Origin of the sequence: Microbacterium meiriae, assembly GCF_032364335.1 — a bacterium.
Taxonomy (GTDB): Bacteria; Actinomycetota; Actinomycetes; order Actinomycetales; family Microbacteriaceae; genus Microbacterium; species Microbacterium meiriae.
In genome coordinates this window covers 1,203,203-1,228,036 of sequence record NZ_CP133984.1, presented here as the reverse complement: position 1 = coordinate 1,228,036, position 24,834 = coordinate 1,203,203, and the positions used below count along the sequence as shown (strand labels likewise).

20 protein-coding genes and 2 riboswitches are annotated in these 24,834 nt (G+C 69.2%); of the genes, 5 read left to right on the top strand and 15 right to left on the bottom strand.

Going from position 1 to position 24,834, the window contains the following annotated elements; genetic code table 11:
• Positions 1-45 precede the first annotated feature (45 nt).
• Positions 46-930 (bottom strand): aggregation-promoting factor C-terminal-like domain-containing protein, encoded by an 885-nt coding sequence (locus RI211_RS05850; protein ID WP_315638456.1) that lies wholly within the window; start codon positions 928-930, stop codon positions 46-48.
• A gap of 186 nt (positions 931-1,116) precedes the next feature.
• Positions 1,117-3,030, bottom strand: a complete 1,914-nt coding sequence (gene typA, locus RI211_RS05845; protein WP_315638457.1) for a translational GTPase TypA — start codon at positions 3,028-3,030, stop codon at positions 1,117-1,119.
• Positions 3,031-3,131: 101 nt separating this feature from the next.
• Here typA and RI211_RS05840 point away from each other — a divergent pair, with 101 nt between their 5' ends.
• A complete protein-coding gene (locus RI211_RS05840; RefSeq protein ID WP_396654913.1) occupies positions 3,132-3,965 on the top strand; it encodes a CPBP family intramembrane glutamic endopeptidase in 834 nt (277 codons plus the stop codon).
• Positions 3,966-3,972: 7 nt separating this feature from the next.
• Here RI211_RS05840 and RI211_RS05835 read toward each other — a convergent pair whose 3' ends face one another.
• The 13 genes from RI211_RS05835 to RI211_RS05775 form a co-directional block, all read right to left on the bottom strand.
• The gene (locus tag RI211_RS05835; RefSeq protein ID WP_315638458.1) at positions 3,973-4,539 is read right to left on the bottom strand and encodes a PH domain-containing protein; all 567 of its coding nucleotides are present in this window, start codon (positions 4,537-4,539) and stop codon (positions 3,973-3,975) included.
• Position 4,540: 1 nt separating this feature from the next.
• On the bottom strand, positions 4,541-6,214 hold the full coding sequence (locus RI211_RS05830) for a dipeptide ABC transporter ATP-binding protein (RefSeq protein WP_315638459.1): 1,674 nt from the start codon (positions 6,212-6,214) through the stop codon (positions 4,541-4,543).
• Positions 6,211-7,155, bottom strand: a complete 945-nt coding sequence (locus RI211_RS05825; RefSeq protein ID WP_312673214.1) for an ABC transporter permease — start codon at positions 7,153-7,155, stop codon at positions 6,211-6,213. Before RI211_RS05825 ends, RI211_RS05830 begins: the two co-directional genes overlap by 4 nt.
• A complete protein-coding gene (locus tag RI211_RS05820; RefSeq protein WP_312673215.1) occupies positions 7,148-8,074 on the bottom strand; it encodes an ABC transporter permease in 927 nt (308 codons plus the stop codon). Before RI211_RS05820 ends, RI211_RS05825 begins: the two co-directional genes overlap by 8 nt.
• A gap of 101 nt (positions 8,075-8,175) precedes the next feature.
• Positions 8,176-9,810 (bottom strand): peptide ABC transporter substrate-binding protein, encoded by a 1,635-nt coding sequence (locus tag RI211_RS05815; protein WP_315638461.1) that lies wholly within the window; start codon positions 9,808-9,810, stop codon positions 8,176-8,178.
• Positions 9,811-10,025: 215 nt separating this feature from the next.
• Positions 10,026-12,866, bottom strand: a complete 2,841-nt coding sequence (gene gcvP, locus RI211_RS05810) for an aminomethyl-transferring glycine dehydrogenase (protein ID WP_396654933.1) — start codon at positions 12,864-12,866, stop codon at positions 10,026-10,028.
• Between the two features lie 61 nt (positions 12,867-12,927).
• Positions 12,928-13,305: a glycine cleavage system protein GcvH gene (gcvH, locus tag RI211_RS05805; protein ID WP_060923660.1), complete on the bottom strand. Its 378-nt coding sequence runs from the start codon at positions 13,303-13,305 to the stop codon at positions 12,928-12,930.
• Complete coding sequence (gene gcvT / locus RI211_RS05800; RefSeq protein WP_315638463.1) at positions 13,302-14,417, bottom strand: glycine cleavage system aminomethyltransferase GcvT; 1,116 nt, start codon at positions 14,415-14,417, stop codon at positions 13,302-13,304. Before gcvT ends, gcvH begins: the two co-directional genes overlap by 4 nt.
• A gap of 51 nt (positions 14,418-14,468) precedes the next feature.
• Positions 14,469-14,567, bottom strand: a riboswitch (glycine riboswitch).
• A gap of 1 nt (position 14,568) precedes the next feature.
• Positions 14,569-14,663: riboswitch (glycine riboswitch) on the bottom strand.
• Between the two features lie 49 nt (positions 14,664-14,712).
• Positions 14,713-15,570, bottom strand: a complete 858-nt coding sequence (locus RI211_RS05795) for an ABC transporter ATP-binding protein (RefSeq protein WP_187663636.1) — start codon at positions 15,568-15,570, stop codon at positions 14,713-14,715.
• Positions 15,567-16,421, bottom strand: coding sequence for an ABC transporter ATP-binding protein (locus RI211_RS05790; protein WP_268777760.1), 855 nt, complete (start codon positions 16,419-16,421; stop codon positions 15,567-15,569). The genes RI211_RS05795 and RI211_RS05790 overlap by 4 nt, the downstream gene beginning before the upstream one ends.
• Positions 16,418-17,398 carry an ABC transporter permease gene (locus tag RI211_RS05785; RefSeq protein WP_259962736.1) on the bottom strand — a complete coding sequence of 327 codons (981 nt, stop codon included), beginning with the start codon at positions 17,396-17,398 and terminating at the stop codon, positions 16,418-16,420. The genes RI211_RS05790 and RI211_RS05785 overlap by 4 nt, the downstream gene beginning before the upstream one ends.
• On the bottom strand, positions 17,391-18,386 hold the full coding sequence (locus RI211_RS05780) for an ABC transporter permease (RefSeq protein WP_280568520.1): 996 nt from the start codon (positions 18,384-18,386) through the stop codon (positions 17,391-17,393). The genes RI211_RS05785 and RI211_RS05780 overlap by 8 nt, the downstream gene beginning before the upstream one ends.
• 43 nt (positions 18,387-18,429) lie before the next feature.
• Positions 18,430-20,130 carry an ABC transporter substrate-binding protein gene (locus RI211_RS05775; protein ID WP_315638464.1) on the bottom strand — a complete coding sequence of 567 codons (1,701 nt, stop codon included), beginning with the start codon at positions 20,128-20,130 and terminating at the stop codon, positions 18,430-18,432.
• 266 nt (positions 20,131-20,396) lie between these two features.
• Between RI211_RS05775 and RI211_RS05770 the strand changes: the two genes are divergently transcribed.
• From RI211_RS05770 to nadC, 4 genes are read left to right on the top strand one after another with little or no spacing between them, the layout of a single operon-like run.
• A complete protein-coding gene (locus RI211_RS05770; protein ID WP_187663631.1) occupies positions 20,397-21,113 on the top strand; it encodes an NUDIX hydrolase in 717 nt (238 codons plus the stop codon).
• Positions 21,110-22,447: a quinolinate synthase NadA gene (nadA, locus tag RI211_RS05765; RefSeq protein WP_315638465.1), complete on the top strand. Its 1,338-nt coding sequence runs from the start codon at positions 21,110-21,112 to the stop codon at positions 22,445-22,447. Before RI211_RS05770 ends, nadA begins: the two co-directional genes overlap by 4 nt.
• A complete protein-coding gene (nadB, locus tag RI211_RS05760) occupies positions 22,444-23,979 on the top strand; it encodes an L-aspartate oxidase (RefSeq protein ID WP_315638466.1) in 1,536 nt (511 codons plus the stop codon). The genes nadA and nadB overlap by 4 nt, the downstream gene beginning before the upstream one ends.
• The gene (gene nadC / locus RI211_RS05755) at positions 23,979-24,830 is read left to right on the top strand and encodes a carboxylating nicotinate-nucleotide diphosphorylase (protein ID WP_315638467.1); all 852 of its coding nucleotides are present in this window, start codon (positions 23,979-23,981) and stop codon (positions 24,828-24,830) included. The genes nadB and nadC overlap by 1 nt, the downstream gene beginning before the upstream one ends.
• Positions 24,831-24,834 lie beyond the last annotated feature (4 nt).

Genomic DNA, 24,834 nt, shown 5'->3' with positions numbered 1-24,834 from the left:
GTGACGGCTAGGGGCAGATCCTCCGCGAGGAGCCGGCTCTGCGGCTCAGTACCAGTTCATGGCCTGGGAGTGTCCCCAGGCGCTGCACGGGGTGCCGTAGGCGTCGGCGATGTACTTCAGGCCCCAGGCGATCTGGGTGGCGGCGTTCGTCTGCCAGTCGGCGCCCGCCGTGGCCATCTTGCTGCCGGGCAGCGCCTGCGGGATGCCGGTCGCTCCCCCGTCGTTGTTGTACGCCTGGTAGTTCCAGCCGGACTCCTTGTTCCACAGCGAGTTCAGGCAGGAGAACTGGTCGCCACCCCAGCCGTAGCGGTCCGCCATCATCTGCTGCGCCGTGGCCCGAGCGCCGTCCGGGGTGTTCGCGGAGGCGAGCGCAGCCGCCGCAGCCGCCGCCTTCTCCTCGGCCGCGCGGGCCGCGTCGTCGGCCGCCTTCTTCTCCTGCGCGGCAGTGAAGGCCTTCTGGAGGTCAGCCGTGGCGGTCACGACCTTCTCGGTCTCCGCCTCGGCCTGCTCGGCCGTCACGGTGATCAGGACCAGCGGCAGCGTGGATCGGTCGGCGAGGGTCTCCAGGTCGTCTTCGAGCGCGGTGGTGTCGACGGGCGCCGCGGCGCTCACGTCGAGGCCCGACTCGGCGACCTCCGCGGTCAGGCTCTTCGCCGCGGCGACCGCGTCGGTTCCGTCCGAGACCGTCATGACGGCCTTGTCGGCGATGCGGGTGAGCGGCTCGGAGCCCAGGTTCTGGCTCGTGACGGCAGAGGCGGTGTCGGAGCGCTCGGCCCCGGCTGCCGGGGCGGAGGCGAGGCCGACGCTGAGGGTGATGCCGACGAGCGCGGCCGTGGCGGCACCGAGGGCGATCAGGGGTGTACGGGTGACAGTGGCGCGGGCGGCTGCCGCGTCGGAGGCGCGCCGAAGCGCACGGGTCTTCTGAAGCAAGGCTGTGACTTTCGGGTCGTCGTACGCCCTTTCAGGGGACTCATCGGGAGCTCGCCCCGGGCGCAAGTGAACGAGTCTGCGTCATCAACCTGAACGAAAACTAGCCCTCACCTGGGATTTTCATGAGAGAGGGCCCCACGCGGCCAGATGGCGGCGTGGGGCCCTCTCGAGAGGAGTGCGAGACGATCAGGCGTTCGCGTCCTGACGCTTGAGGCGCGAGGCCTCGCGACCACGGACGGTCTGGTCGAGGATCACCTTGCGGATGCGGACGACCTCGGGCGTGACCTCGACGCATTCGTCGTCACGGGCGAACTCGAGGCTCTCCTCGAGGGTCAGCACGCGCGGGGGCGTCATCGACTCGAACGTGTCGGAGCTGGCCGCACGCATGTTGGTGAGCTTCTTCTCCTTGGTGATGTTCACGTCCATGTCGTCGGCGCGGGAGTTCTCGCCGATGACCATGCCCTCGTAGACCTCCTGCGTGGGCTGCACGAAGAACGACATGCGCTCCTGCAGGGCGATCATCGCGAACGGGGTGACGACACCCTGGCGGTCGGCGACGATCGAGCCGTTCTGGCGCGTCGTGATGGAACCGGCCCACGGCTCGTAGCCGTGCGAGATCGCGTTCGCGATGCCGGTGCCGCGGGTCGTGGTGAGGAACTCGCTGCGGAAGCCGATCAGACCGCGCGACGGGACGATGAACTCCATGCGCACCCAGCCGGTGCCGTGGTTGGTCATGTTCTCCATGCGGCCCTTGCGGTTCGCGAGGAGCTGCGTGATCGCGCCGAGGTGCTCCTCCGGCGTGTCGATGGTCAGGTGCTCGAACGGCTCATAGGTCTTGCCGTCGATCTTCTTGGTGACCACCTGCGGCTTGCCCACGGTGAGCTCGAAGCCCTCACGACGCATGTTCTCGACGAGGATGGCGAGGGCCAGCTCGCCGCGGCCCTGCACCTCCCACGCATCCGGGCGCCCGATGTCGACGACCTTGAGCGAGACGTTTCCGATGAGCTCCTTGTCGAGACGGTCCTTGACCATGCGCGCCGTGAGCTTGTGCCCCTTCACCTTGCCCATGAGCGGCGAGGTGTTGGTCCCGATCGTCATGGAGATGGCGGGGTCGTCGACCGTGATCGCAGGAAGCGGTCGCACGTCTTCCGGGTCGGCGATGGTCTCACCGATGGTGATGTTCTCGAAGCCGGCGATCGCGACGATGTCGCCGGGGCCGGCGGACTCGGCGGGGTAGCGCTCGAGAGCGCGGGTCTTGAGCAGCTCGGTGATGCGGGCGTTGCTCGTGGTGCCGTCGGCACGCACCCAGGCCACCGTCTGGCCCTTCTTGAGCGTGCCGTTGAAGACGCGCAGCAGGGCCAGACGACCGAGGAACGGGCTGGAGTCGAGGTTCGTGACCCAGGCCTGCAGCGGCGCCTCGTCGTCGTAGGCCGGGGCCGGGACGTGCTCGAGGATCGCTTCGAACAGGGGCTCGAGGTCGTCGTTGTCGGGCAGCGCTCCGTCGGCCGGACGGTTCCGCGACGCAGCGCCGGCGCGACCGGACGCGTAGACCACCGGCACGTCGAGCAGTGCGTCGACGTCGAGGTCCGGCACGTCGTCGACGAGGTCGGAGGCGAGACCCAGCAGCAGGTCGTGCGCCTCCTCCTCGACCTCGGCGATCCGGGCGTCCGGACGGTCGGTCTTGTTGACCAGGAGGATGACGGGGAGCTTCGCCTCGAGCGCCTTGCGCAGCACGAAGCGGGTCTGCGGCAGCGGGCCCTCGCTCGCATCCACGAGAAGCACGACGCCGTCGACCATCGACAGGCCGCGCTCGACCTCACCACCGAAGTCGGCGTGGCCGGGGGTGTCGATCACGTTGATCGTGATCTCCTTGCCGCCGGCGTGCTTGCCCTTGTAGGTGATCGCCGTGTTCTTGGCGAGGATCGTGATGCCCTTCTCGCGCTCCAGGTCGTTGGAGTCCATCGCGCGCTCCTCCACGTGCGAGTGGTCGCCGAAGGAGCCCGTCTGCCGGAGCATCGCGTCGACGAGCGTGGTCTTGCCGTGGTCGACGTGGGCGACGATTGCGACGTTGCGGAGGTCAGAGCGGAGGGCGTGCGCCATACAAGGGTCCTCAAAGAGTGTGGGGTTGCGCCGGGAAGCCGACGTTCCAGGATAACGTACGCGCGGATCGGGTTCCTGAACGCACGTCGTACCATCGTCCCGTGACCCCTCCCGACCCGACTCCCCCGGTCCCGCAGACGTCCTCGACCGCGCCGAGGCGGAGCGACGAGCCGCGCGAAGGCTCAGGGCGGCTGTGGTGGGAGATCGCCATCGTGCTGGCCATGGGTCTCGGTCAGTCCGCGATCTACGCGATCGTGCAGCTCGCCTACCGGCTCACGGACGGCACGCCCCTCGCGGATCAGACGGCCACCCTCAACCCCTCCCGCAGCGACCGGGAGGTGTTCGACCTCATCTATCAGGTGCTGTCGATCGGCTTCGGGCTGGTGCCTGTGCTCCTCGTCTGCTTCCTGTTGTGGCAGCGCCGCCGCCCCCACCTGGAGCGGCTGGGACTCGACGGCACCCGGGTGGCGGGCGACATCGGCCGCGGCGCGCTCCTCGTCCTCGCGATCGGCGTGCCGGGACTGGCGCTCTACTTCGGCGGCCGGGCCCTCGGACTCTTCGTCGCCGTGAACCCCGCGGGCCTGGACGCCCATTGGTGGACCGTGCCGATCCTGCTGCTCGCCGCCGCGCGCGCGTCGCTGCAGGAGGAGTTCGTCGTGCTCGGGTACCTGTTCGCCCGCCTGCGGCAGCTGGGGTGGTCGCCATGGACGATCATCGTCTCGACCTCGGTGCTCCGCGCGACGTACCACCTCTATCAAGGACCCGGCGCCTTCATCGGCAACCTCGCGATGGGGCTGCTGTTCGGGTGGCTCTACCACCGCACCGGTCGACTGCTGCCGTTCCTGGTGGCGCACTTCCTCATCGACGCGGCGGCCTTCGTCGGCTACCCCTGGGCCGCGGCCACCTGGCCCGCCCTGTTCGGTCTTCCCGGCTGAGGCCCGCTCAGCCGAGGTTGACGACGACGAGCGCCGCGACGGCCCACAGCACGATCACCGCGAGGGCGATGAGGGCCGGGCCGTCCCAGCTGCGTCGGATCGGTGCGTCCGCTGTCGGAGTCGCCGCGCTCCACAGATCGCGGATGCCCGTGAGCACCCGGAGCGCGGACGGCACCTTCGGCTCGGCGTCCTCCTCGCGGGAGCGACGAGGCGGACGTGCCTTGGCCGGTCCGCCCCAGCAGCTCAGGGTGCGGCCGTCGTCCAGCGCGAACTCGAGCTGCCACCGCATGTCGATGTCCTGCACGTGCGCCCAGCCGAAGGTCGTGCGACGCAGCAGGTTCTGCACCACGGCCCCCTCCTGATCCACGCGGACGAAGGAGACGAAGGCCGTCTCGTACACGATCCACAGGCCGAGCAGCAGCCAGGGCGCCACGAGCAGCGCCTGCACGATGCTGCCGTTGACGACGGTGTCGCCCAGCAGGAACAGCACGAGCAGGATGCTGAGCACGAAGACGACGGTGCCCGAGGGCGCACGGAAGGTCCGTGCGCCCTCGGGGTGTCCGGGAGACGCCACCTCAGCGGCCGCCGAGCGGGATCGATGCGCCAGGGATCGCCTTGAGAAGGCGGTCCGTGTACTCCTGCTGCGGGTTCGCGAAGATCTCGTCGACCGTGCCCTGCTCGACGACCTTGCCCTTCTCCATGACGCAGACCAGGTCGCTGGAGACCCGGACGACCGCGAGGTCGTGCGTGATGAAGAGGTAGGTGAGGTTCAGCTCGGATTGGAGCTCGGCGAGCAGCTTCAGGATCTGATCCTGCACGAGCACGTCGAGCGCCGACACCGCCTCGTCGAGCACGACGATGTCGGGCTTGAGGGCGAGAGCGCGCGCGATCGCGACGCGCTGCCGCTGACCGCCCGACAGCTCGTTCGGGTAGCGGGTGGCCAGCGCACGGGGCAGTGCCACCTGGTCGAGGAGCTCCTCGACGCGCTCGCGCTGCGCGGTGCGGTCGCCCACACCGTGGATCTGCAGCGGCTCCGAGATCGTGTTCCCGATGTTGCGCAGCGGATCGAGCGAGCCGTAGGGGTCCTGGAACACCGGCTGCATGCGACGACGCAACCCGAACGCCTGCGTGTTCGAGAGGCGTGACACATCCTGGCCGTCGATCTCGATGGTGCCACTCGTGGGCTCCTCGAGCTTCAGCACCATCTTCGCCACGGTCGACTTACCGGACCCCGACTCGCCCACGAGCGCGAGGGTCTTCCCCCGCAGGATCTCGAAGGAGACATCGTCGACCGCCCGGAAGGCTTCGCTGCGGAAGTTCCCCTGACGGATCTTGTAGTCCTTAGTGAGCCCGGCGACGCGCACCGTCGGCGGGATGGCGGCGAGGTCGTCGAGCGTCTCGATGCCCCGGTCCTCCACGACCGCCTGGATACGCTGCGACGCCACGCTGGGCGCAGCCCCGACCAGTCGCTGGGTGTACGGATGCTGCGGGTTCTCCAGGATCTGCCGGCTCGGCCCGGCCTCCACGATGTTGCCGTTGCTCATCACGATGATCTTCTCCGCACGCTCGGCCGCGAGGCCGAGGTCATGCGTGATCAGGAGCACCGAGGTGCCCTTGTCGCGCGTGAGCGTCGCCATGTGATCGAGGATGACGCGCTGCACCGTGACATCCAGCGCCGAGGTGGGCTCGTCGGCGATGAGCAGTTTGGGGTCGGCCGCGAGGCCGATCCCGATCAACGCCCGCTGACGCATACCGCCGGAGAACTGGTGAGGGTACTGGTGCAGACGCCTCTCGGCATCGGCCAGCCCTGCCTGCTTCAGCACCTCGATGGTCCGCGCCTTCACGGCCTCGCGGCCGCGGGCGATGCCGTTCGCGCGGATCGCCTCCTTCACCTGGAAGCCGATGCTCCACACCGGATTGAGGTTGGACATCGGGTCCTGCGGGACGAAGCCGATCTCGCGACCGCGGACGGCCTCCATCTCCCGGCGACCGAGCTTCGTCAGCTCCCGGCCGTCGAGAGTGATCGATCCTCCGGTGACGACACCGGTTCCGGGCAGGAGGTTCACGATGGCGCTCGCCGTGGTGGACTTGCCCGAACCAGACTCGCCCACGATGGCGACGGTCTCACCCGGGAAGATGTCGAAGCTCGCTCCGTGCAGGACCTCGCGGTCGCCCTCCTGTGTGCGGAATGCCACCTTCAGGTCGCGAACGCTCAGCAGCGGGACGCGTGCGGTTTCACGATCGTTCATCGTCGTGCCCTCGCTCTCGGATCGATGGCGTCTCGGATGAGTTCGCCGAGGGTGACGAAGGCGAGCACCGCGAGGGTGAGCGCGATCGACGGATAGATGAGCGCCATCGGCGCGACCCGGAGCGACGATTGCGCCGCACTGATGTCATTGCCCCAGGACATGACCGTGCCGCCCAGCCCGACGCCGAGGAACGACAGTGTCGCCTCCGCGACGATCGAGGCCGCGAGCGCGAGCGTCGACACGACCAGCAGCGGAGCCAGCGAGTTCGGGATCACGTGCACCAGAAGAGTGCGGAACTTCGACAGCCCGACCGCTTGCGCGGCCACGATGAAGTCCCCCTGCCGGACCCTCAACACCTCGGCCCTCACCACGCGCGCTGTGGACGCCCACGCGAAACCACCGATCGCGAGCGCGAGCACCGGAACGGACCGATACTGCGAGAACACCGTCATGACGACGACGGCGGCGAGGATGTAGGGGATGGCGAAGAAGATGTCGCCGATGCGCGACAGCAGGGAGTCCAGCCATCCGCCGTAGAACCCGGCGAGTGCCCCCATGATGAGGCCGACGATCGAGCCGATCGCCGTAGCGAGCAGTCCGACGGAGAGCGAGGTCTGCGCACCCCAGACGATCCGCGAGTAGATGTCGCATCCCTGGAACGTGAATCCCAGGGGGTGTCCCTCCGTGGGGCCGCCGTTGCTGTTCGCGAGCTGGCAGTTGCTGTCCGGCGGGACAGAGGTGAACAGCGTCGGCCACGCGGCCATCAGGATGAAGACGAGCGCGAGCACGACCGAGAACCAGAACAGGGGTCGACGCCGCAGGTCGGTCCACGCGTCTCGCCACAGGTTGCGCGGCTTCTCGGCGACGCGCACCGCATCGACGTCGATTGTCTGCGTTTCGACCGGCGCGACGTAGTGAGTGTGCGTTGTGGGGTCAGGCATAACGGATCCTTGGGTCGAGAAGACCGTAGAGCAGGTCGATGACGAGGTTGACCAGGACGTAGAGGATCACGAACACGGTGACGAAGGAGACCACGGTGGGGCCCTCATTGCGGATCGCGGCCTGGTAGAGGGTGTTGCCGACGCCGGGGACGTTGAAGATGCCCTCGGTCACCGTGGCACCGACGAGCAGCACACCGAAGTTGGTGGCCGAGTTCGTGATGACCGGGATCAGCGAGTTGCGCAGCACGTGCACCGGGATCACTCGGCCTCGCGAAAGGCCCTTGCTGTACGCGGTGCGCACCCAATCCTGGTTGAGCGTGTCGATCACGGAGCTTCGCATGAGCCGCATGCTCACGGCATAGAGGCTGAAGCCGAGCACCAGCGCGGGCAACCACAGCCCGCCCCAGTCGTTGTCGGCTCCGACGGTCGGCTTGAACCAGCCGAGCTTGATGGCGAGGAAGTACTGCGCGAGGAAGGCCACGACGAAGATCGGGATCGCGATCGCGATGAGCGCGACCATGAGCATCGTATGGTCGAAGACCTTGCCCTTGCGCAGCGCCGAGACGGTGCCGATGATGATCGCGAGCGTGAACTCGATGGCGATGGCCATGACGGCGAGACGGCCGGTGACCGGGAGGGTCTCCGCGAGCACCTCCGAGACCGACCGGCCCGAGAACGTGTTGCCCAGATCGCCCTGGAACACACCCGTGATGTAGTACCAGTACTGCACCAGGAACGGATCGTTCAGGTGGTACTGCTCGCGGAGCTGCTCCACGATCGCAGGGTTCGGGGTGCGGTCACCGAAGAGGCCGAGGATCGGGTCACCGGGCATGGCGAACACGAGGAAGTAGATGAGCAGAGTCGCTCCGAAGAAGACCGGAATGACCTGCAGGAGACGTCTGACGATATAGCCGAACATGCGTCTGTCCTGTAATCAGGAGGCGAAGTCAGTATGACGAACACAGCCTGTGAGGCGGCGACGGAAGACCGTCACCGCCTCACAGGTTCGTGCTGTCAGACTTACTCGCCGTCCTTGGTGACCTGGTAGAGGATCGGCCAGGTGTCCCATCCGAATTCGACGTTCTCGACCGAGTCGCCCCAGGCGCCCATGGCGTTGGTGTACCAGAGCGGGATGGCGGGGAGGTCCTGGAAGAGGATCTCCTGCGCCTCCTGGAACTTGGCGATGCCCGCCTCGACGTCCGGGGCCGCAGAGCCCTCATCGAGGAGCTTGTCGAACTCCGGGTTCGAGTAGTCGCCGTCGTTCGAGCCGGCGCCGGTGCCGAAGAGCGGGCCAAGGCCGTTGAACATCGACGGGTAGTCGAACTGCCATCCGGTCCGGAACGCGGTCTGCGTCTTGTCCTCCGTGATCAGGGTCCGGTGCTCGGCGAAGGTCGGAATCGGGTTTCCCGAGGCCTCGATGCCGAGGTTGTTCTTGATCTGGTTCGCAACCGCGTCGACCCAGCCCTGGTTGGGGCCGTCAGCGTTGTACTGGATCTGGAAGGATCCCGTCCACGGTGCGATGGCGTCAGCCTCGGCCCACAGCTCCTTCGCCTTGTCGGCATCGAAGTCGAGCACGTCGGAGCCGGGGATGTCCTCGGAGTAGCCGTCGATGACGGGCGACGTGAAGTCCTTCATCGGCGTGCGCGTGCCGCTGAAGACCACGTCGGTGATCTCTTCACGGTTGATCGCGTGCGAGATCGCGGCGCGACGCAGCTGCCCCTCTTCACCGCTCCAGTGCTCGAGGCGCTCCGGGATGGTGATGGTGGCGTTCGCCGCGGCCGGCTGGTTCACCGTGCGGTCCGGGAAGTCGGTCTCGAAGGTCTGGAGAGCGGTGTCCGGGATCTCCTGGATGATGTCGAGGTCGCCACCCTGCAGGTCGGCGTACGCCGCCTCGGTGCTGGCGTAGAGCTTCATGTCGACGCCACCGTTCTGCGCCTCGCGCGGGCCGGTGTAGTCCTCGTTCTTGACGAGCTCGATGCTCTCGTTGTGCTTCCAGGCGCCCTCTTCCGCGAAGACGTACGGGCCGTTGCCGACGGGGTTCTCACCGAAGGCCTCGAGGTCGTCCCAGGCCGAGGCCGGCAGCGGGAAGAACGCGGTGTAACCCAGGCGCAGCGGGAAGTCGGACTCCGGCTGCTTCAGCTTGACCGTGAAGGTCAGGTCGTCGACGACCTCGAGGCCGGACAGCTCCGGAACGTTCTCGTCGTACGAGAAACCCTCGATGGACTCGAAGAAGTAGCTCGAAAGCTGCTTGTTGTCGAGAGCGGCACCGTAGTTCCACGCCTTGACGAAGGACTCGGCATCGACCGGGTCGCCGTTGGCGAAGGTCTGGTCGGCCTTGATCTTGATCGTGTAGGTCTGCGCGTCGTCGGTCTCGATCGACTCGGCGAGATCGTTGTGCACGGCGCCCTCGGCGTCGTAGTACACCAGGCCCGCGAAGATGCTCTGCAGCACCAGGCCGCCGCCGACCTCGTTCGTGTTGGTCGGGATGAGGGGGTTCTGCGGCTCGGTGTTGTTGACCGAGATCACCGCGGTCGGGTCACCCGAGGGCGTCTCCTCCGTGGAGTCGTTGCCGCCGCCGCTCGCGCAGCCGGCGAGAGTCAGGGCGCCGATCACGAACAGTGCGCTGCCCGCGAGGGCGATCTTGTTGCGCTTCACTTTTGTCCTCCTGTGGACGTGGGAATTCTGCGCGGCTCATCATCGAGCGCGCAGGGATACCTGAGCGTAACCCGGGGGTCGCGCGTCCAGGACGTTCGGCTAACGAACCGTTACTGAGTGGTGACCATCTGTCACATGACGGAAACATGGCGTAACGCGAACGGCGCCGCGCCGCCGGGAGGCGGGCGCGGCGCCGTTCGTCGTGCGGGTCCGTGTCAGGCGAAGGCCTCGATCGGCGGGCAGGCGCAGACGAGGTTGCGGTCGCCGTACGCCTGGTCGATCCGGCGGACCGGCGGCCAGTACTTCGCCGCCACCAGCGAGCGCACCGGATAGGCGGCCTCCTCGCGGGTGTAGGCGTGCGCCCACTCTCCCGCGATGAGCGAGACCGCGGTGTGCGGGGCGTGCACGAGCGGGTTGTCGTCTGCGGGCCAGCGCCCCGCGGCGACGGCGTCCGCCTCGGCCTTGATCATGATCATCGCCTCGATGAACCGCTCGATCTCGTCGAGGTCCTCCGACTCGGTGGGCTCCACCATGAGGGTGCCGGCGACCGGGAACGACATGGTCGGGGCGTGGAACCCGTAGTCGATCAGGCGCTTGGCGACGTCGTCGACGGAGATGCCGGTGGCCTCCTTGAGCGGACGCAGGTCGAGGATGCACTCGTGCGCGACCCGACCGTTCTCCCCCGTGTAGAGCACCGGGAAGTGGCCGCCGAGGCGCTCGGCGATGTAGTTCGCCGAGAGGACCGCCGCGGCGGTCGCGCGCCGGAGCCCCTCGGCCCCCATCATGCGCACGTACGCCCACGAGATCGGGAGGATGCCCGCGGAGCCGTACGGTGCCGCGGAGATCACGGCGCCCTCGAACGTGTGGCCGCCGAAGTGCTCGGCGCGCTGCGCGAGCGGGTGCGACGGCAGGTGCGGCGCGAGGTGCGCCTTCGCCGCGACCGGACCGATGCCCGGGCCGCCGCCGCCGTGCGGGATGGCGAACGTCTTGTGCAGGTTGAGGTGCGAGACGTCGCCGCCCAGGTCGCCGAAGCGGGCGTAGCCGAGGAGCGCGTTGAGGTTCGCGCCGTCGACGTACACCTGACCGCCGGCCGCGTGCACCGCCCCGGTGATCTCGACGACCTGCTCCTCGTACACGCCGTGCGTGGACGGGTACGTGATCATCAGCGCCGCCAGGTCGTCGGCGTGCTGGGCGATCTTCGCGCGCAGGTCGTCCAGGTCGACGTTGCCGAGCGCATCGCTCGCCACCACGACGACCTTCATGCCCGCGAGCACGGCGGAGGCCGCGTTCGTGCCGTGGGCGGAGGACGGGATGAGGCACACGATGCGGTGGTCGTCGCCGTTCGCGCGGTGGTAGCCGCGGATCGCGAGGAGGCCGGCGAGCTCCCCCTGGGATCCGGCGTTCGGCTGCAGCGACACCGCGTCGTACCCGGTGATCTCGGCGAGCCAGCTCTCGAGCTGGTCGATGAGCTCCAGGTAGCCGCGCACGTCGGCCTCCGGGGCGAACGGGTGGATGCCCGCGAACTCCGGCCACGTGATGGCGGCCATCTCCGTGGCGGCGTTGAGCTTCATGGTGCACGAGCCGAGCGGGATCATGCCGCGGTCGAGCGCGTAGTCCCGGTCGGACAGGCTCTTCAGGTACCGCATCATGGCGGTCTCGCTGCGGTGGCTGCGGAACACCGGGTGCGTGAGGTACTCGTCCGCGCGGCGGAGGGCGTCCGGCAGCGCGTCCGCGTCGCCGAGGCCGAAGCCGAAGGCGCGCTCCTGCTTCCCTCCGAAGACCTGCGCGACCTGGTGCAGCTCGGCCACCGTGGTCGTCTCGTCGACCGCGATGCCGATCGTGTCGACGTCGGCGACCCGCAGGAGGATGCCGTAGCCGCCCCGTGCCTGGTCCGCGTACTCCGCCGCCCGGCCGGGGACGCGCACGGTCAGTGTGTCGAAGAAGTGCTCGTGGACGACCTCGGCGCCGGCCTCGACGAGCCACTCGCGCAGCAGGGTCGCCTTGGCGGTCACATCGCGGGCGATCTGTCGAAGCCCGTCCGGGCCGTGGTAGACCGCGTACATCGACGCCATCACGGCGAGGAGCACCTGGGCGGTGCAGATGTTCGACGTCGCCTTCTCGCGGCGGATGTGCTGCTCGCGGGTCTGCAGCGAGAGGCGGTAGGCCGGCTTGCCTTCGGCGTCGACGGAGACGCCGACGAGGCGTCCGGGCAGCTGCCGCTCCAGGCCTGCGCGCACGGCCATGTAGCCGGCGTGCGGGCCACCGAAGCCCATCGGCACACCGAAGCGCTGCGTCGTACCCACGGCCACGTCGGCCCCGAGGGTGCCGGGCGCGGTGAGGAGCGTCAGCGCGAGCAGGTCGGCGGCCGCGACGGCGAGCGCGCCGGCGACGTGCGCGGCGTCAAACACCGCGGACGGATCCCACACGCGGCCCGAAGCCCCCGGATACTGCACGAAGACGCCGAAGAGCTCGGCGGGGAGCTCCTCCCCCGCCGCGAAGTCGACCGTGACGAGCTCGATGCCGAGCGCCTCGGCGCGGGACGCGAGCATGGCCTTCGTCTGGGGCAGCGCATCCGCGTCCACTGCGAACACGTTCGACGCGGTCTTCGATGCCCGGCGCGCGAGCAGCATCGCCTCCACGACCGCGGTGGACTCGTCGAGCATCGACGCGTTCGCGGTGGTGAGGCCGGTGAGCTCGGCCACCATCGTCTGGAAGTTGATCAGCGCTTCCAGGCGCCCCTGCGAGATCTCGGGCTGGTACGGCGTGTAGGCCGTGTACCAGGACGGGTTCTCGAGGACGTTGCGCTGGATGACCTGCGGCGTGACGGTGCCGTAGTAACCGAGGCCGATCATCGAGCGGTTCACGGTGTTGCGCCCGGCGAGGGCACGCAGCTCGGCCAGCGCCTCGGTCTCCGACGCGGCGACCGGGATGCGGGAGTCGGCGACCGCGTCCTCCGGTCCCGTGTAGATCGAGGCGGGGACGGCCTGACGCATGAGCTCCTCGACCGGGCTCAGCGTCCCGCTGTCGACGGAGCCGAGACCGAGCGCGTCGAGCATCGTGCGCTGGGCGGCCTCGGTCGGTCCGATGTGACGATCGGCGAATGCAACCACTTCCGGATCAGCCCTCCGTGAGTGCGACGTAGGCGTCGCGGTCCAGCAGTCCGTCCAGCGCGCCGGCGGCGACGGACACCTTGAGCAGCCAGCCGCCCTCGAACGGCTCGGCGTTGACGAGCGAGGGGTCGTCGACGACGGCGTCGTTGATCTCGACGACCGTGCCGGCGACCGGGGCGTAGAGCTCCCCGACCGACTTGGTGGACTCGATCTCGCCGACGACGGAGCCGGCGGTCAGCTCGGTGCCGACGGCGGGGAGTTCGACGAAGACGACGTCCCCCAACTTCTCGGCGGCGTAGTCGGTGATGCCGATGGTGACGGTGTCGCCATCACCGGCGATCCACTCGTGCTCGTCGGTGTAGCGGAGTGCGCTGAGGTCGGTCATTTTGTCCTCCGGTAGAAAGGCAGGGCGGTCACGGTCGCGGGGATGCGGGTCCCCCGCACATCAAGGAATACTGCGGTTCCCTCCTCTGCGGAAGAAGGGTCGACGAAGGCCATCGCGATGGGGTGGCCGAGCGTCGGGCTCAGGGCGCCGCTGGTGATCTCTCCGATCGGGGTGCCGTCGGCGTCGACGACCGCGTAGCCGGCACGGCCGGCGCGTCGCCCCTCCGCCGTCAGGCCGACCAGGATACGGGCGTCGTCGGCGGGCGCCGGCGCGTCCTTGCCGACGAAACGCTCCTTCGCGGCGACCACGACGCGGCCGAGGCCGGCCTGGGCGGGTGCGGTGGCGAGGCTGAGCTCATGGCCGTACAGCGGCATGCCGGCCTCCAGCCGGAGCGTGTCGCGGGCGGCGAGGCCGGCGGGAACCAGACCGTGCGGAGTACCGGCGTCGAGCACCGCGTCCCACAGCGCGGTCGCGTGGGCGGCCGGGACGAGGAGCTCGAAGCCGTCCTCTCCGGTGTAGCCGGTGCGGGCGAGGAGCAGCGGCTCCCCCGCGAATGACGCGGTCGCCCACGCGTAGTACTTCTGCTCCGCCCACGGGACGCTGACGTCGGCGATGCCCTCCGTCGCCGCGAGGATCTCCTCGGCCCGAGGGCCCTGCACGGCGATCAGCGCGTAGTCGTCCGAGACGTCCGCGACCTCCACGGGGCCCGCGTCGGCGTCCGCCACCCGCTCGGTGAGTGCCTGACGCACGGCCTCGCGGTTGCCCGCGTTGGAGATGATGAGGAAGTCGTCGTCAGCCAGGCGGTAGACGATCACATCGTCGACGATGCCGCCCTGAGGCGTCAGCAGCAGCGAGTACTTCGCCTTGCCGACCGCGAGCGCGGACAGCCGTCCGGCGAGGGCGTAGTCGAGGAACGCCGCGGCACCGGTGCCGCGAACCGTGAACTCCGCCATATGCGAGATGTCGAAGACGCCCGCCGCCTGCCGCACCGCGTGGTGTTCGGCGAGGTCGGACGTGTAGCGCACCGGCATCTGCCAGCCGCCGAAATCGGTGAAGGAGGCGCCGAGCGCCTCATGGCGCTCGCGCAACGGGGTGTAGCGGGGGTCGGACATGGAGTTCTCCCGGGCTGGGTCGGGCGGGACGACGACGTCGTCCCTGGGAACTCCCCCTCTGTCATGGGCCTGAGAGCTTCGCCCGCGCGCGTGCACAGGGCTTTCACCGTCGGCGGATCCCCCGGTGCTCGGGATCGCTTTTCAGAGCGGCCGGACCTCCGCGGTACGCGTACCTGAGAGATTGGCGGGGAGGCTTGCTCCTTCGGTGCCCGGCTGCATGCGCCGGGGCTCTCCCGCGTCGGTCGTTCGGCCTGTCTTCGATTGTGGGTTCAGTCTAGCGGTCTCCCCCGCCCCCTCAGGAGCCCAGGGCGAGCTCCGCCCTGACCTCGTCACGGAGCCTGCCGAGGTTCTCCGGTTCGGGTGCCGCCGCCAGAAGCGTCTTGGTGTACTCGTGCTGCGGGTTCAGGATCACCTCGTCGGCCGTTCCCCGCTCCACGACATCGCCCTGGAAGAGCACCATGATGTCGTCGGAGAAGTGCCGCGCGGTCGCCAGATCGTGTGTGATGTAGAGGACGCCGAGGTTCTCCTCGCGCTGCAGCTCGGCGAGCAGGTTGAGCACGCCGAGCCGGATCGACACGTCGAGCATCGACACCGGCTCGTCCGCCACGATGAACCGGGCACCGGGGGCGAGGGCCCGCGCGATCGCCACGCGCTGCCGCTGCCCACCGGAGAGCTCGTGCGGGCGCCGTTCGGCGAAGCTCTCCCCCGGAGTGAGCCGCACGCGCTCCAGCAGCTCGATCGCCCGCGCCCGCACCTCGCGGCTGTCGAGCTTCGGGTGGTGCAGCCGGATCGGACGCTCCAGGTGGTGCACGATCGTGTGGAAGGGATTCAGCGAGGCGAACGGGTCCTGGAAGACCATCTGCACGTCCGACCGGTAGCGCTCCAGGGCCGAGCCCCGCGTGCCGGATTCCTCGCCGTCCAGGAGGATGCTCCCCGAGGTCGGCGTCTCCAGCTTCATCAGCATCCGGGCGATGGTGGATTTCCCCGACCCGGACTCGCCGACGAGGGCCGTGGTCCGCCCCGCCTCCAGGGTGAACGACACGTCCTTCACCGCGTGCAGCACACTCGTGCGGAACCCCGACCGCAGGTGGAAGTCCTTGACGAGGTTCCTCGCCTCGAGGGTGCCCGCACGCCTCGTCCCGTCCACGCTCATCGGATGACCTCCTGGTTCACGCCGCCGCTGCGGACGAAGTCGCCCCGCTCGCCCGTGAGGGACGGGAAGCTCGACAGCAGCCGCTGGGTGTACTCGTGCTGCGGGTTGCGGTAGATCTCCTCGGCCGTGCCCTGCTCGACGATCCGTCCCTGCAGCATGACGGCGATGCGGTCGCTGATCTCGATGAGCATGGGCAGGTCGTGGGTGATGAAGATCACGGCGAACCCGAGCTTCTCCCGCAGACGCATGATCTCCCGGATGATGCCGCGCTGCACGACCACGTCGAGCGCCGTGGTGGGCTCGTCCATGATCATGACCTGCGGGTCGAGTGCCAGCGCCATCGCGATCATCATGCGCTGGCGCATGCCGCCGGAGAGCTCGTGCGGGAAGCTCGTCAGCCGCCCGGGGTCGACGCCGACGAGCGTGAGCAGCTCCTCGGCGCGCTCCTGCTTGGCCTTCTTGGACATGCCGGGGCGGTGGGTGTCGAAGATGTCGAAGATCTGCGCGCGGACCGAGATGACGGGGTTGAGGGAGTTCATCGCCCCCTGGAAGACCATCGAGATCTTGTCCCAGCGGAATGCGCGCAGCCCGTCGCCGTCGAGTCCGACGACGTCGATGTCGTGGCCGTCGCGGTCGTGGAACACGATCTCGCCGTCGGTCATCAGGGCCGGCGCCTTGAGCAGCCGGTTCATCCCGTACGCGAGAGTGGTCTTCCCGCAGCCCGACTCCCCCGCGAGACCGAGGATCTCGCCCCGGTGGAGGGTCAGCGAGACATCCCGGACCGCCTTGACGGGCGGATCGACCTCGTACTCGATCGAGACGTTCCTGGCGGTGAGCACGGCGTCGCTCATGCGGTGACCCCCTTCTCCTTCGCGGCCTTGCGCAGACGACGGGCCGCATCGGGCGCGTTGCGCAGCTTCGGGTTGATGACCTCGTCGATGGCGAAGTTGATCAGCGCGAGTCCCGCGCCGAGGATCGCGATCATGATGCCCGGCGGCACGAACCACCACCAGGCACCGCGGCCGAGGGCCTGACCAGACTGGGCGTCGTTGAGGATCGAGCCCCAGGTGATCGAGGAGTTCGGGCCGAGGCCCAGGTAGGAGAGCCCCGCCTCGCCGAGGATGGCGAAGATGATCGCGAACAGGAACTGCGCGGTCAGCAGCGGGAGCAGGTTCGGCATGATCTCGACGAGGATCACCCGGAGGGACTTCTCGCCTGCCACCTTCGACGCGTACACGTAGTCGCGGGTGCGGAGCGAGCGGGTCTGCAGCCGCAGCACGTACGCCGCTCCGGCCCAGGAGGTGATGCCGAGGACGAAGGCGACGAGCTGCCAGCTGCGCTGCGGCACGAACGACGCGATCACCATGACCAGCGGCAGTCCGGGGATCACGATCATGACGTTGGTCAGGAGCGCGAGGACGTCCTCCCGCCAGCCGCCGAGGTACCCGGCCAGGACACCGAAGAGGAGCGAGAGCACGATGGCGATGCCGCCGGCCGTGACGCCGATGAGCAGCGACCCCTGCGCTCCGATCGCGAGCTGCGCGAGCACGTCGTTGCCGAGCTTGGTCGTGCCCAGCCAGTGCTCCGCCGACGGCGCGGCGAGGGCGGGGTTGTCGGTGCTGCGCGGGTTCTGCGTGAAGAACGGCGCGATGATCGCGAAGAGCACGATGGCGAGCACGAGCACGGCACCGACGATGAACTTCGGCGAGGTGCTGGGCAGGATGCGGCGACGTCTGCGTTCCTGACGCTGGGTGGCCAGAGCGACGGTGCCCTCGGGGGCGACGGTGGGCGACTCCTCCACGAGGAGCGGGTTCTTCGTGTCAGACATTCTGGCGAGCCCTCGGGTCGATGAAGCCATAGACGAGGTCCATGAAGAAGTTGGCGACGAGCACCGTGAGGGTGATCACGAGGAACAGCCCCTGCATCAGCGCGTAGTCGTTGTTGGTGACGGCCTGGAACATGAGCTTGCCGACACCCGGGTAGGTGAACACCTGCTCCATGACGATGGAGCCGGCGACGACGAAGCCGAGGGTGATCGAGAAGCCTGCGATCGACGGGATGGCGGCGTTCCGCGCGGCGTACGTCGTCATGATGCGCCGCGGCCGCAGTCCCTTCGCCTCAGCGGTGAGGACGTAGTCCTCGGCGAGCGTGGAGACCATCATGTTGCGCATGCCGAACATCCAGCCGCCCACCGAGCTGATCACGATCGTGATCGCGGGAAGGAGCGAGTGGGTGACGGCGTCGGTGAAGAACGCCCAGGTCGGCTCCGGGCCGTCCGGGAAGTCGAAGACGTCATACCCGCCGAACATCGGGAACCATCCCAGACCGACGGCGAAGACGGCGATGAGGACGAGCGCGAGCCAGAAGTACGGGATGGACTGCAGGACGGTGGTCGCCGGGATGAGGTGGTCGACCCAGGTGCCGCGCTTCCACCCGGCCCACGCGCCGAGAACGACGCCGAGCAGGAAGGAGATGACTGTGGCGGTGCCGACGAGCACCAGCGTCCACGGCAGGGCGCCGGCGATCAGCTCCGCCACCGGGGTGGGGAACTTGGTCACCGACACCCCGAGATCGCCGCGGAGCATGCGTCCCCAGTAGGCGAGGTACTGCTCCCAGAGGGACGCATCATCACCGCCGAGCAGGAGCTTGATGTTGCGGATGGTGGTCTCGGAGACCTCTCCGCCGGCCCGCTGCATCTTCGCGATCATGATGTCGGCGGGATCCCCCGGCATGAGCCGGGGAAGCAGGAAGTTGATGGAGATCGCGGCCCACAGCGTGAACGCGTAGAACCCGATCCTTCGTGCATAGAACTTCATGTCACCTGTCCTGACTTCCTGCTTCCCCTGCTCCTCTCGAGACTCAGCCGGCGGGCTTGATCTGCGTCAGCACGTACCCGGCCGCGATCGCACCCCAGGAGGGCGGGAACGCGTAGAGGTTCTCCTCGGTCGGCCAACCGGTGTAGTCCTTCGTGTTGTAGAAGGTCTGCGTGGCGTTGATCACGAGCGGGATGTAGGGCACGTCATTGACGATCGCGTCCTGGATCGTGGCGTAGAGCTCCTTGCGCTCCGCCTCGTCCTCGGTGCTGATGGCCTGCTGGATGGCCGCATCGACGGTCGGGTTGTTGTAGCGGCTGAAGTTCCAGCGCCCCGGGGGGATCTCGGTGCCGACGGGGCTGGTGGACTGCACCTCGGTGCCACCGAACCAGTCGCGGTAGATCTGGAACGGGTCGGCGATGGTCGTGCCGACCACGCCGCCGACGATCAGCTGGAACTCGCCGGACTGGCGGGCGTCGACGAACTCCTGCCACTGCACGGTCGACGCGGTGATCTTGATGCCCGCGGCCTCGGCCTGCTCGGCGATGAGCTTCGCGGCGTCGTTGTAGTCCGTCCAGCCGTCGACCGAGATCAGGCTGAGCTCGACGGGCGCGCCGTCCTTCTCGTAGATCCCGGAGGAGCCCTTGGTGTAGCCGGCAGCCTCGAGGATGGACGCGGCCTCCTCGACGTTGGCCTCCTGCGGGCTGACCTCGTACGCGTCGTCGGTGAGCCACTTCTCATCGCGCGGGAGCAGCGTGTAGGCGGGCGAGACGTCGGCGGTGAGACCGACGAACGCCTTATCCTTGATGGTGGCGCGGTCGACGGCGACGTTCAGCGCCTGCCGGACCGCCACGTCCGTCTGCGGGCCCGTGCAGCCGAGCTCGGCGTTCGAGCAGGTGTAGAGGACGGTCGGGTCCTGCGGAGTGTTGATCCACTCGATCTTGCCGTTGGCGGTCGCGTCGTCCGGGTTCGGGATGAACATGCCGGTCCAGTCCAGCTCACCCGCCGTCACGAGATCCTGCGCGGTCTGGTTGTTGTCGACCGCGATGTACTGGACCTTCTTGATGGCCAGCTCGTCGGCGCCGCGGTAGTTCTCGTTGGCGACCAGCGTGTAGGACTCGCTCGTGGTCTTGTCCACGACGTACGGGCCCGACCCGACCGGCTCCTCGTTCGTGAAGTTCGCGAAGTCGTCGACGTCCTTCCAGATGTGCTCGGGGAGGATGTAGCTCGACCCCATCCGCTGGAACTCCGTGGTGTACTGCGCGATGCCGTAGGTGAGCACGACCGTGGTGTCGTCGGTGGCCTCGGCGGAGACCAGCTGGTTGCCCTCGGGGTTGTTCGCCTCGTACAGGAAGGTGAAGGCCACGTCCGCGGCCGTGAGCGGCTCGCCGTCGCTCCACTTCAGGTCGGGCTTGATCTTTACCGTGATCTGCGTGCCGTCTTCGTTGTACTCGAAGGACTCGCCGATGAGGCCGATGGGCTCCTCGTCCTTGGTCTTGTTGTAGAAGAACAGCGGCTCGTAGATCGGGCCGAGTGCGCCGTGGAGCACGTTCGGGGCGAACGGGTTGTAGTTCGTCGTGATCGGCGTCGTGCTGCCAGCCCAGACGCGGAGGGCACGGTCGCTGGACGCGTTGCCGCCCTCGTCGCCGTCACCGCCGCCGCCACCACAGGCCGTCAGGCCCAGGGCGAGGACCGAGGCCCCCGCGACCGCCGTGAGCGCGATCTTGCGCTTTCCGTTACGGATCATTCTTCATTTCCTCTCGGTGCTGCACTGCAGGAGGGATTCTCCGGTTGGAGCCGAACCCCGGGCGGGGTTCACGGGAACCCCGGGAGGTGGCCTGCGGGCCGCCCTCGAAGGGGTTTGTTAGGACAGTAACCTAACAAACCCGCTCCGGGGGAACAAGCCTTCCTGCGGGCAGGAGATAACGTTTCGGACTCGACACCTTTCCGCGTCATGCGCGCGCACTAAAGGTCGTCGTGACACTAAGATCGTCTACGGAGGTTAAGGTGCATATGACTCGAAGTGCGGACATCCGCGTCGCCGTCTCGACGGTGATCCTCACGCTGCGCCGCGGTGACGACGGTCCTCCCGTTCTCGCACTCCCCCTCGTCCGCCGTACCCGCGAGCCGTTCGCAGAGCGATGGGCGCTTCCCGGCGGGTGGCTCACCCCCGAGGAGTCGCCGGTCGACGCCGCGGCCCGCACCCTCGCCGAGACGACGGGCCTTGCGCCCACCTACCTGGAGCAGCTCTACGCCTTCGGCGCCGTCGACCGCTCCCCCACGCGGGTCGTCTCGATCGTGTACTGGGCACTGCTGCGTCAGGACGACGTCGAAGCCCAGATCACCGCGCATCGGGCATCCGGTCGCGCGCCGGAGAACGTGGAGTGGTTCGATGTCGACGGCCTGCCCGCACTCGCCTTCGATCATCACGAGATCATCGAATACGCGCTCTGGCGCCTCCGCAACAAGGTCGGCTACAGCCGCGTGGCCCAGGGCTTCCTGCCCGCCGAGTTCACGCTCGCCGAGCTGCGGGAGGCGTACGAGTCGATCCTCGGGCGCCCACTGGACCCTGCGAACTTCCGGCGGCAGGTCGAGGCCGCGGGCAACCTCACCCGCACCGACCGCTTCCGCACGGGCAGCCACCGCCCGGCCCGCCTGTACCGCGACGACACCGACGTCGAGCTGGCCGACCGCGGCCCGCTCCGCCCCGAGGAAACGAGAACCCGATGAGCATCACCTTCGTCCCGACCCCCGTGGTCCCTGCGGCCGACCCGTCCGTCGATCACGCGATCCAGGCCATCGTCGGCGGGACCTCCACCGACGCCACCTGCACCACCGACCTCGCCGTCGGCCCGTGGGACTTCGACACGCGCCCCGGGTACGGGCCCGGATCCTCCATGGGCGACGTCATCCCGACCGGGGCTCCCCGGCAGGGGGAGCTCCCCGCCGCCTACCGCGAGGCGGACGAAGCCGAGCTCCACCGGCGCATCGAGGCGGCCAAGGCGACCCTCGGAGACCGGGTGGTGATCCTCGGCCACTTCTACCAGCGCGAGGAGGTCGTGACCCATGCGGACGAGGTGGGTGACTCGTTCCAGCTCGCCACCGCCGCCACGATGCGGCCGGATGCGGAGGCGATCGTCTTCTGCGGCGTGCACTTCATGGCCGAGACCGCCGACCTCCTGTCGCGGCCCGACCAGGCCGTGATCCTGCCGAACCTCGCCGCCGGGTGCTCGATGGCGGACATGGCCGACATCGACCAGGTGGAGGAGTGCTGGGAGCAGCTCGCCGACGTGCTGGGCGACCTCGACACCCCGGACGCCGACGGCCGCGTGCCGGTGATCCCCGTCACCTACATGAACTCCTCCGCGGCGATCAAGGGCTTCGTCGGTCGGCACGGCGGCATCGTGTGCACCTCATCCAACGCCGCCACCGTGCTGGAGTGGGCCTTCGCCCGCGGCCGTCGCGTGCTCTTCTTCCCCGACCAGCATCTGGGTCGGAACACCGCGAAGGCCATGGGCGTGCCGCTCGACCGGATGCCGATGTGGAACCCGCGGCGGGCGCTCGGCGGCTCGACCCCGGAGGACCTGGTCGACGCGCAGGTGATCCTCTGGCACGGCTTCTGCTCCGTGCATCGACGCTTCACCGTGGCGCAGATCGACCAGGCCCGCGCCGAGCACCCCGGAGTCCGCGTGATCGTGCACCCGGAGTGCCCGATGGAGGTCGTCGACGCGGCCGACGAGGCCGGCTCCACGGAGTACATCCGCCGCGCCATCGCGGAGGCCACGGAGCCGACGACGTTCGCGGTCGGGACCGAGATCAACCTCGTGCGCCGCCTGGCCGCGCAGTACCCGCAGCACCGGATCTTCTGCCTCGACCCGGTCGTCTGCCCGTGCTCGACCATGTACCGCATCCACCCCGGCTACCTCGCGTGGGTCCTGGAGGAGCTGGTCGCCGGCCGCACCCCGAACCGCATCACGGTCTCCCCCGACGTCGCCGCCCCGGCTCGCCTCGCGCTCGAGCGGATGCTCGCCGCCAAGCCGCCGGTGGCCGCCGGGGCACGATGAACGTCGTCGTCGTCGGCTCCGGGATCGCCGGACTCACCGCCGCGCTGCACGCGCACGAGCTCGGGCATGCCGTGACGCTCGTGACGAAGAGCGCGCTCGGGGGCGGATGCACGCCGCTCGCGCAGGGCGGTGTGGCCGGCGGCTACGGGCCGGGCGACGGACCGGCGGCGCATGCCGCCGACACGATCAGCGCCGGAGCGGGTCTGTGCGATCCGGCCGCCGTCGACGCCCTCGTGGCGGACGGCGCCGCCCGGATCGCCGAGCTCCTGGCCCGCGGCGTCGCCTTCGACCGGGCGCCGGATGGTGCCCTCGCCCGTGGGCGGGAGGCGGCGCACACCCATGCCCGCGTCCTCCACGCCGGGGGCGACGCGACCGGGGCCGCGATCTCCGTGGCGCTGTGCGCGGCCGTCCAGCGCACGCCGATCTCCGTCCGCGAGCGGACGATGCTCCTCGATCTGATCGTCGAGGCGGGACGGATCCGCGGGATCACGGTCCTCCGCGACGGCGGCGCGGTCGAGATCCGGGCCGACGCCGTGATCCTCGCCACGGGCGGGGCAGGGCAGCTCTACGCGCACACGACCAATCCGATCGAGACGACCGGCGACGGCATCGCGGCGGCTCTGCGCGCCGGCGCCGCCATCGCCGACCTGGAGTTCGTGCAGTTCCACCCGACCACCCTCCCCGGCGTCCCGGTCTTCCTCCTGTCCGAAGCCGTCCGCGGTGAGGGGGCCGTGCTCCGCGACAGCGACGGACGACGGTTCGTGTTCGACAGCCACCCCGACGGGGAGCTCGCCCCGCGCGACGTCGTCGCCCGGGCCATCGCCGGTCAGGCAGCCCGGCAGGGGACGCCCGTGCACCTCGATGCCACCGGGCTGGGGGCCGACGCACTCGCCCGCCGCTTCCCGACCATCGACCGTGTGACGCGCGACCGCGGTTTCGACTGGTCCCGGGAGCCGCTGCCGGTGACCCCCGCCGCGCACTACCTCATGGGCGGCGTCGTCACCGACCGGCACGGACGCACCACGATCCCGGGGCTGTACGCCGTCGGCGAGACCGCCCGGACAGGAGTGCACGGAGCCAACCGGCTCGCCTCCAACTCGCTTCTCGAAGGAGCCGTGTTCGGGGCCAGGGCCGCCGCCGCGCTGGACGAGCCATGGCCCACCGCTGCCGTCGACATCACCCCGTGTCCGTCACCGACGGACGCGACAGACGCGGCGGACGCGGATGTCGCACCGGAGCCCCTCCCCCCGTTCGACCGCGCGGCTCTGCAGCGGCTGCTGTGGGACGAGGTCGGCCTGCGCCGGAACGGATCCGGCCTGCAGCGCGCTCTCCGCATCGTGCGCGGGTGGGCCGTCGGGTTGCCTCCTGCGGTCGACGTCCGCACGCACGAGGACCGGAATCTGCTGCTGGTCGCCGACGCCACCCTCCGTGCCGCCCTGGCACGCCCGGTCTCGGTCGGCGCCCATCACCGCGACGATCCCGCCCCCGACGCACCGACCATGGCACGCCCGTCGATCCTGGAGACCGCCTGATGCTCACCCACGCCACCCTGCACCGCGTCGTCGGAGCCGCGCTCGAGGAGGACGCCCCCTGGGGCGACCTCACCAGCACCACCCTGCTCCCCGCGGAGACGACGGCCACGGCCGACCTCGTCGCCCGCGAGGACGGGGTCTTCAGCGGCGGCGAGGTGTTCGCCGCCGCGTTCCTCCTCACCGACCCGGACGTCACGGTCGACCTGCACGTGGGCGACGGCGATGCCTTCACGGCTTCCGACGTGCTGGCCACCGTGACAGGGCCGGCCCGCGCTGTGCTCACCGCCGAACGCGTCGCGTTGAACTTCGCGCAGCGGATGTCGGGCATCGCGACGCTCACCGCCGCCTACGTCCGCGAAGTCGAGGGAACGCGGGCGCGCATCGCCGACACCCGCAAGACCACGCCCGGTCTGCGGGCGTTCGAGCGGCACGCGGTCGTGTCCGGCGGCGGGCGGAACCATCGGTACTCGCTCTCCGACGCGGTCATGGCGAAGGACAACCACCTCGCAGTGCTCCAGAGGTCCGGGCTCGATCTCGCGACGGCTCTCCGCGAGGCACTCTCGCGGCTGCCGCACACCGCCCACGTCGTCGTCGAGGTCGACCGTCTCGACCAGATCCCTGCGGTGCTCGACGGCGGCGCCCATACCGTGCTCCTGGACAATTTCTCCCTCGACGATCTGCGCGCCGGCGTGGCGCTCATCGGCGAGCGCGCCATCGTGGAGGCCTCGGGCGGCGTCGAGTTGACCACCGTCCGCGCCATCGCCGAGACCGGGGTGGATGTGATCTCGGTCGGAGCCCTCACGCACTCCGCGCGGGCGCTGGACCTCGGACTCGACCTCCGGATCGACTGAGTCC

What these genes read in the sequence shown, in the direction of transcription:
- nadA (WP_315638465.1), top strand. Translation starts at nt 21,110, where the DNA reads ATGAGCATCACCTTCGTCCCGACCCCCGTGGTCCCTGCGGCCGACCCG.
- nadC (WP_315638467.1), top strand. Translation starts at nt 23,979, where the DNA reads ATGCTCACCCACGCCACCCTGCACCGCGTCGTCGGAGCCGCGCTCGAG.
- typA (WP_315638457.1), bottom strand. Translation starts at nt 3,030, where the DNA reads ATGGCGCACGCCCTCCGCTCTGACCTCCGCAACGTCGCAATCGTCGCC.
- RI211_RS05795 (WP_187663636.1), bottom strand. Translation starts at nt 15,570, where the DNA reads ATGAGCGTGGACGGGACGAGGCGTGCGGGCACCCTCGAGGCGAGGAAC.
- RI211_RS05785 (WP_259962736.1), bottom strand. Translation starts at nt 17,398, where the DNA reads ATGTCTGACACGAAGAACCCGCTCCTCGTGGAGGAGTCGCCCACCGTC.
- RI211_RS05775 (WP_315638464.1), bottom strand. Translation starts at nt 20,130, where the DNA reads ATGATCCGTAACGGAAAGCGCAAGATCGCGCTCACGGCGGTCGCGGGG.
- RI211_RS05780 (WP_280568520.1), bottom strand. Translation starts at nt 18,386, where the DNA reads ATGAAGTTCTATGCACGAAGGATCGGGTTCTACGCGTTCACGCTGTGG.
- RI211_RS05790 (WP_268777760.1), bottom strand. Translation starts at nt 16,421, where the DNA reads ATGAGCGACGCCGTGCTCACCGCCAGGAACGTCTCGATCGAGTACGAG.
- gcvH (WP_060923660.1), bottom strand. Translation starts at nt 13,305, where the DNA reads ATGACCGACCTCAGCGCACTCCGCTACACCGACGAGCACGAGTGGATC.
- gcvP (WP_396654933.1), bottom strand. Translation starts at nt 12,866, where the DNA reads ATGCTCGACGCGCTCGGTCTCGGCTCCGTCGACAGCGGGACGCTGAGC.
- nadB (WP_315638466.1), top strand. Translation starts at nt 22,444, where the DNA reads ATGAACGTCGTCGTCGTCGGCTCCGGGATCGCCGGACTCACCGCCGCG.
- RI211_RS05830 (WP_315638459.1), bottom strand. Translation starts at nt 6,214, where the DNA reads ATGAACGATCGTGAAACCGCACGCGTCCCGCTGCTGAGCGTTCGCGAC.
- gcvT (WP_315638463.1), bottom strand. Translation starts at nt 14,417, where the DNA reads ATGTCCGACCCCCGCTACACCCCGTTGCGCGAGCGCCATGAGGCGCTC.
- RI211_RS05770 (WP_187663631.1), top strand. Translation starts at nt 20,397, where the DNA reads ATGACTCGAAGTGCGGACATCCGCGTCGCCGTCTCGACGGTGATCCTC.
- RI211_RS05825 (WP_312673214.1), bottom strand. Translation starts at nt 7,155, where the DNA reads ATGCCTGACCCCACAACGCACACTCACTACGTCGCGCCGGTCGAAACG.
- RI211_RS05820 (WP_312673215.1), bottom strand. Translation starts at nt 8,074, where the DNA reads ATGTTCGGCTATATCGTCAGACGTCTCCTGCAGGTCATTCCGGTCTTC.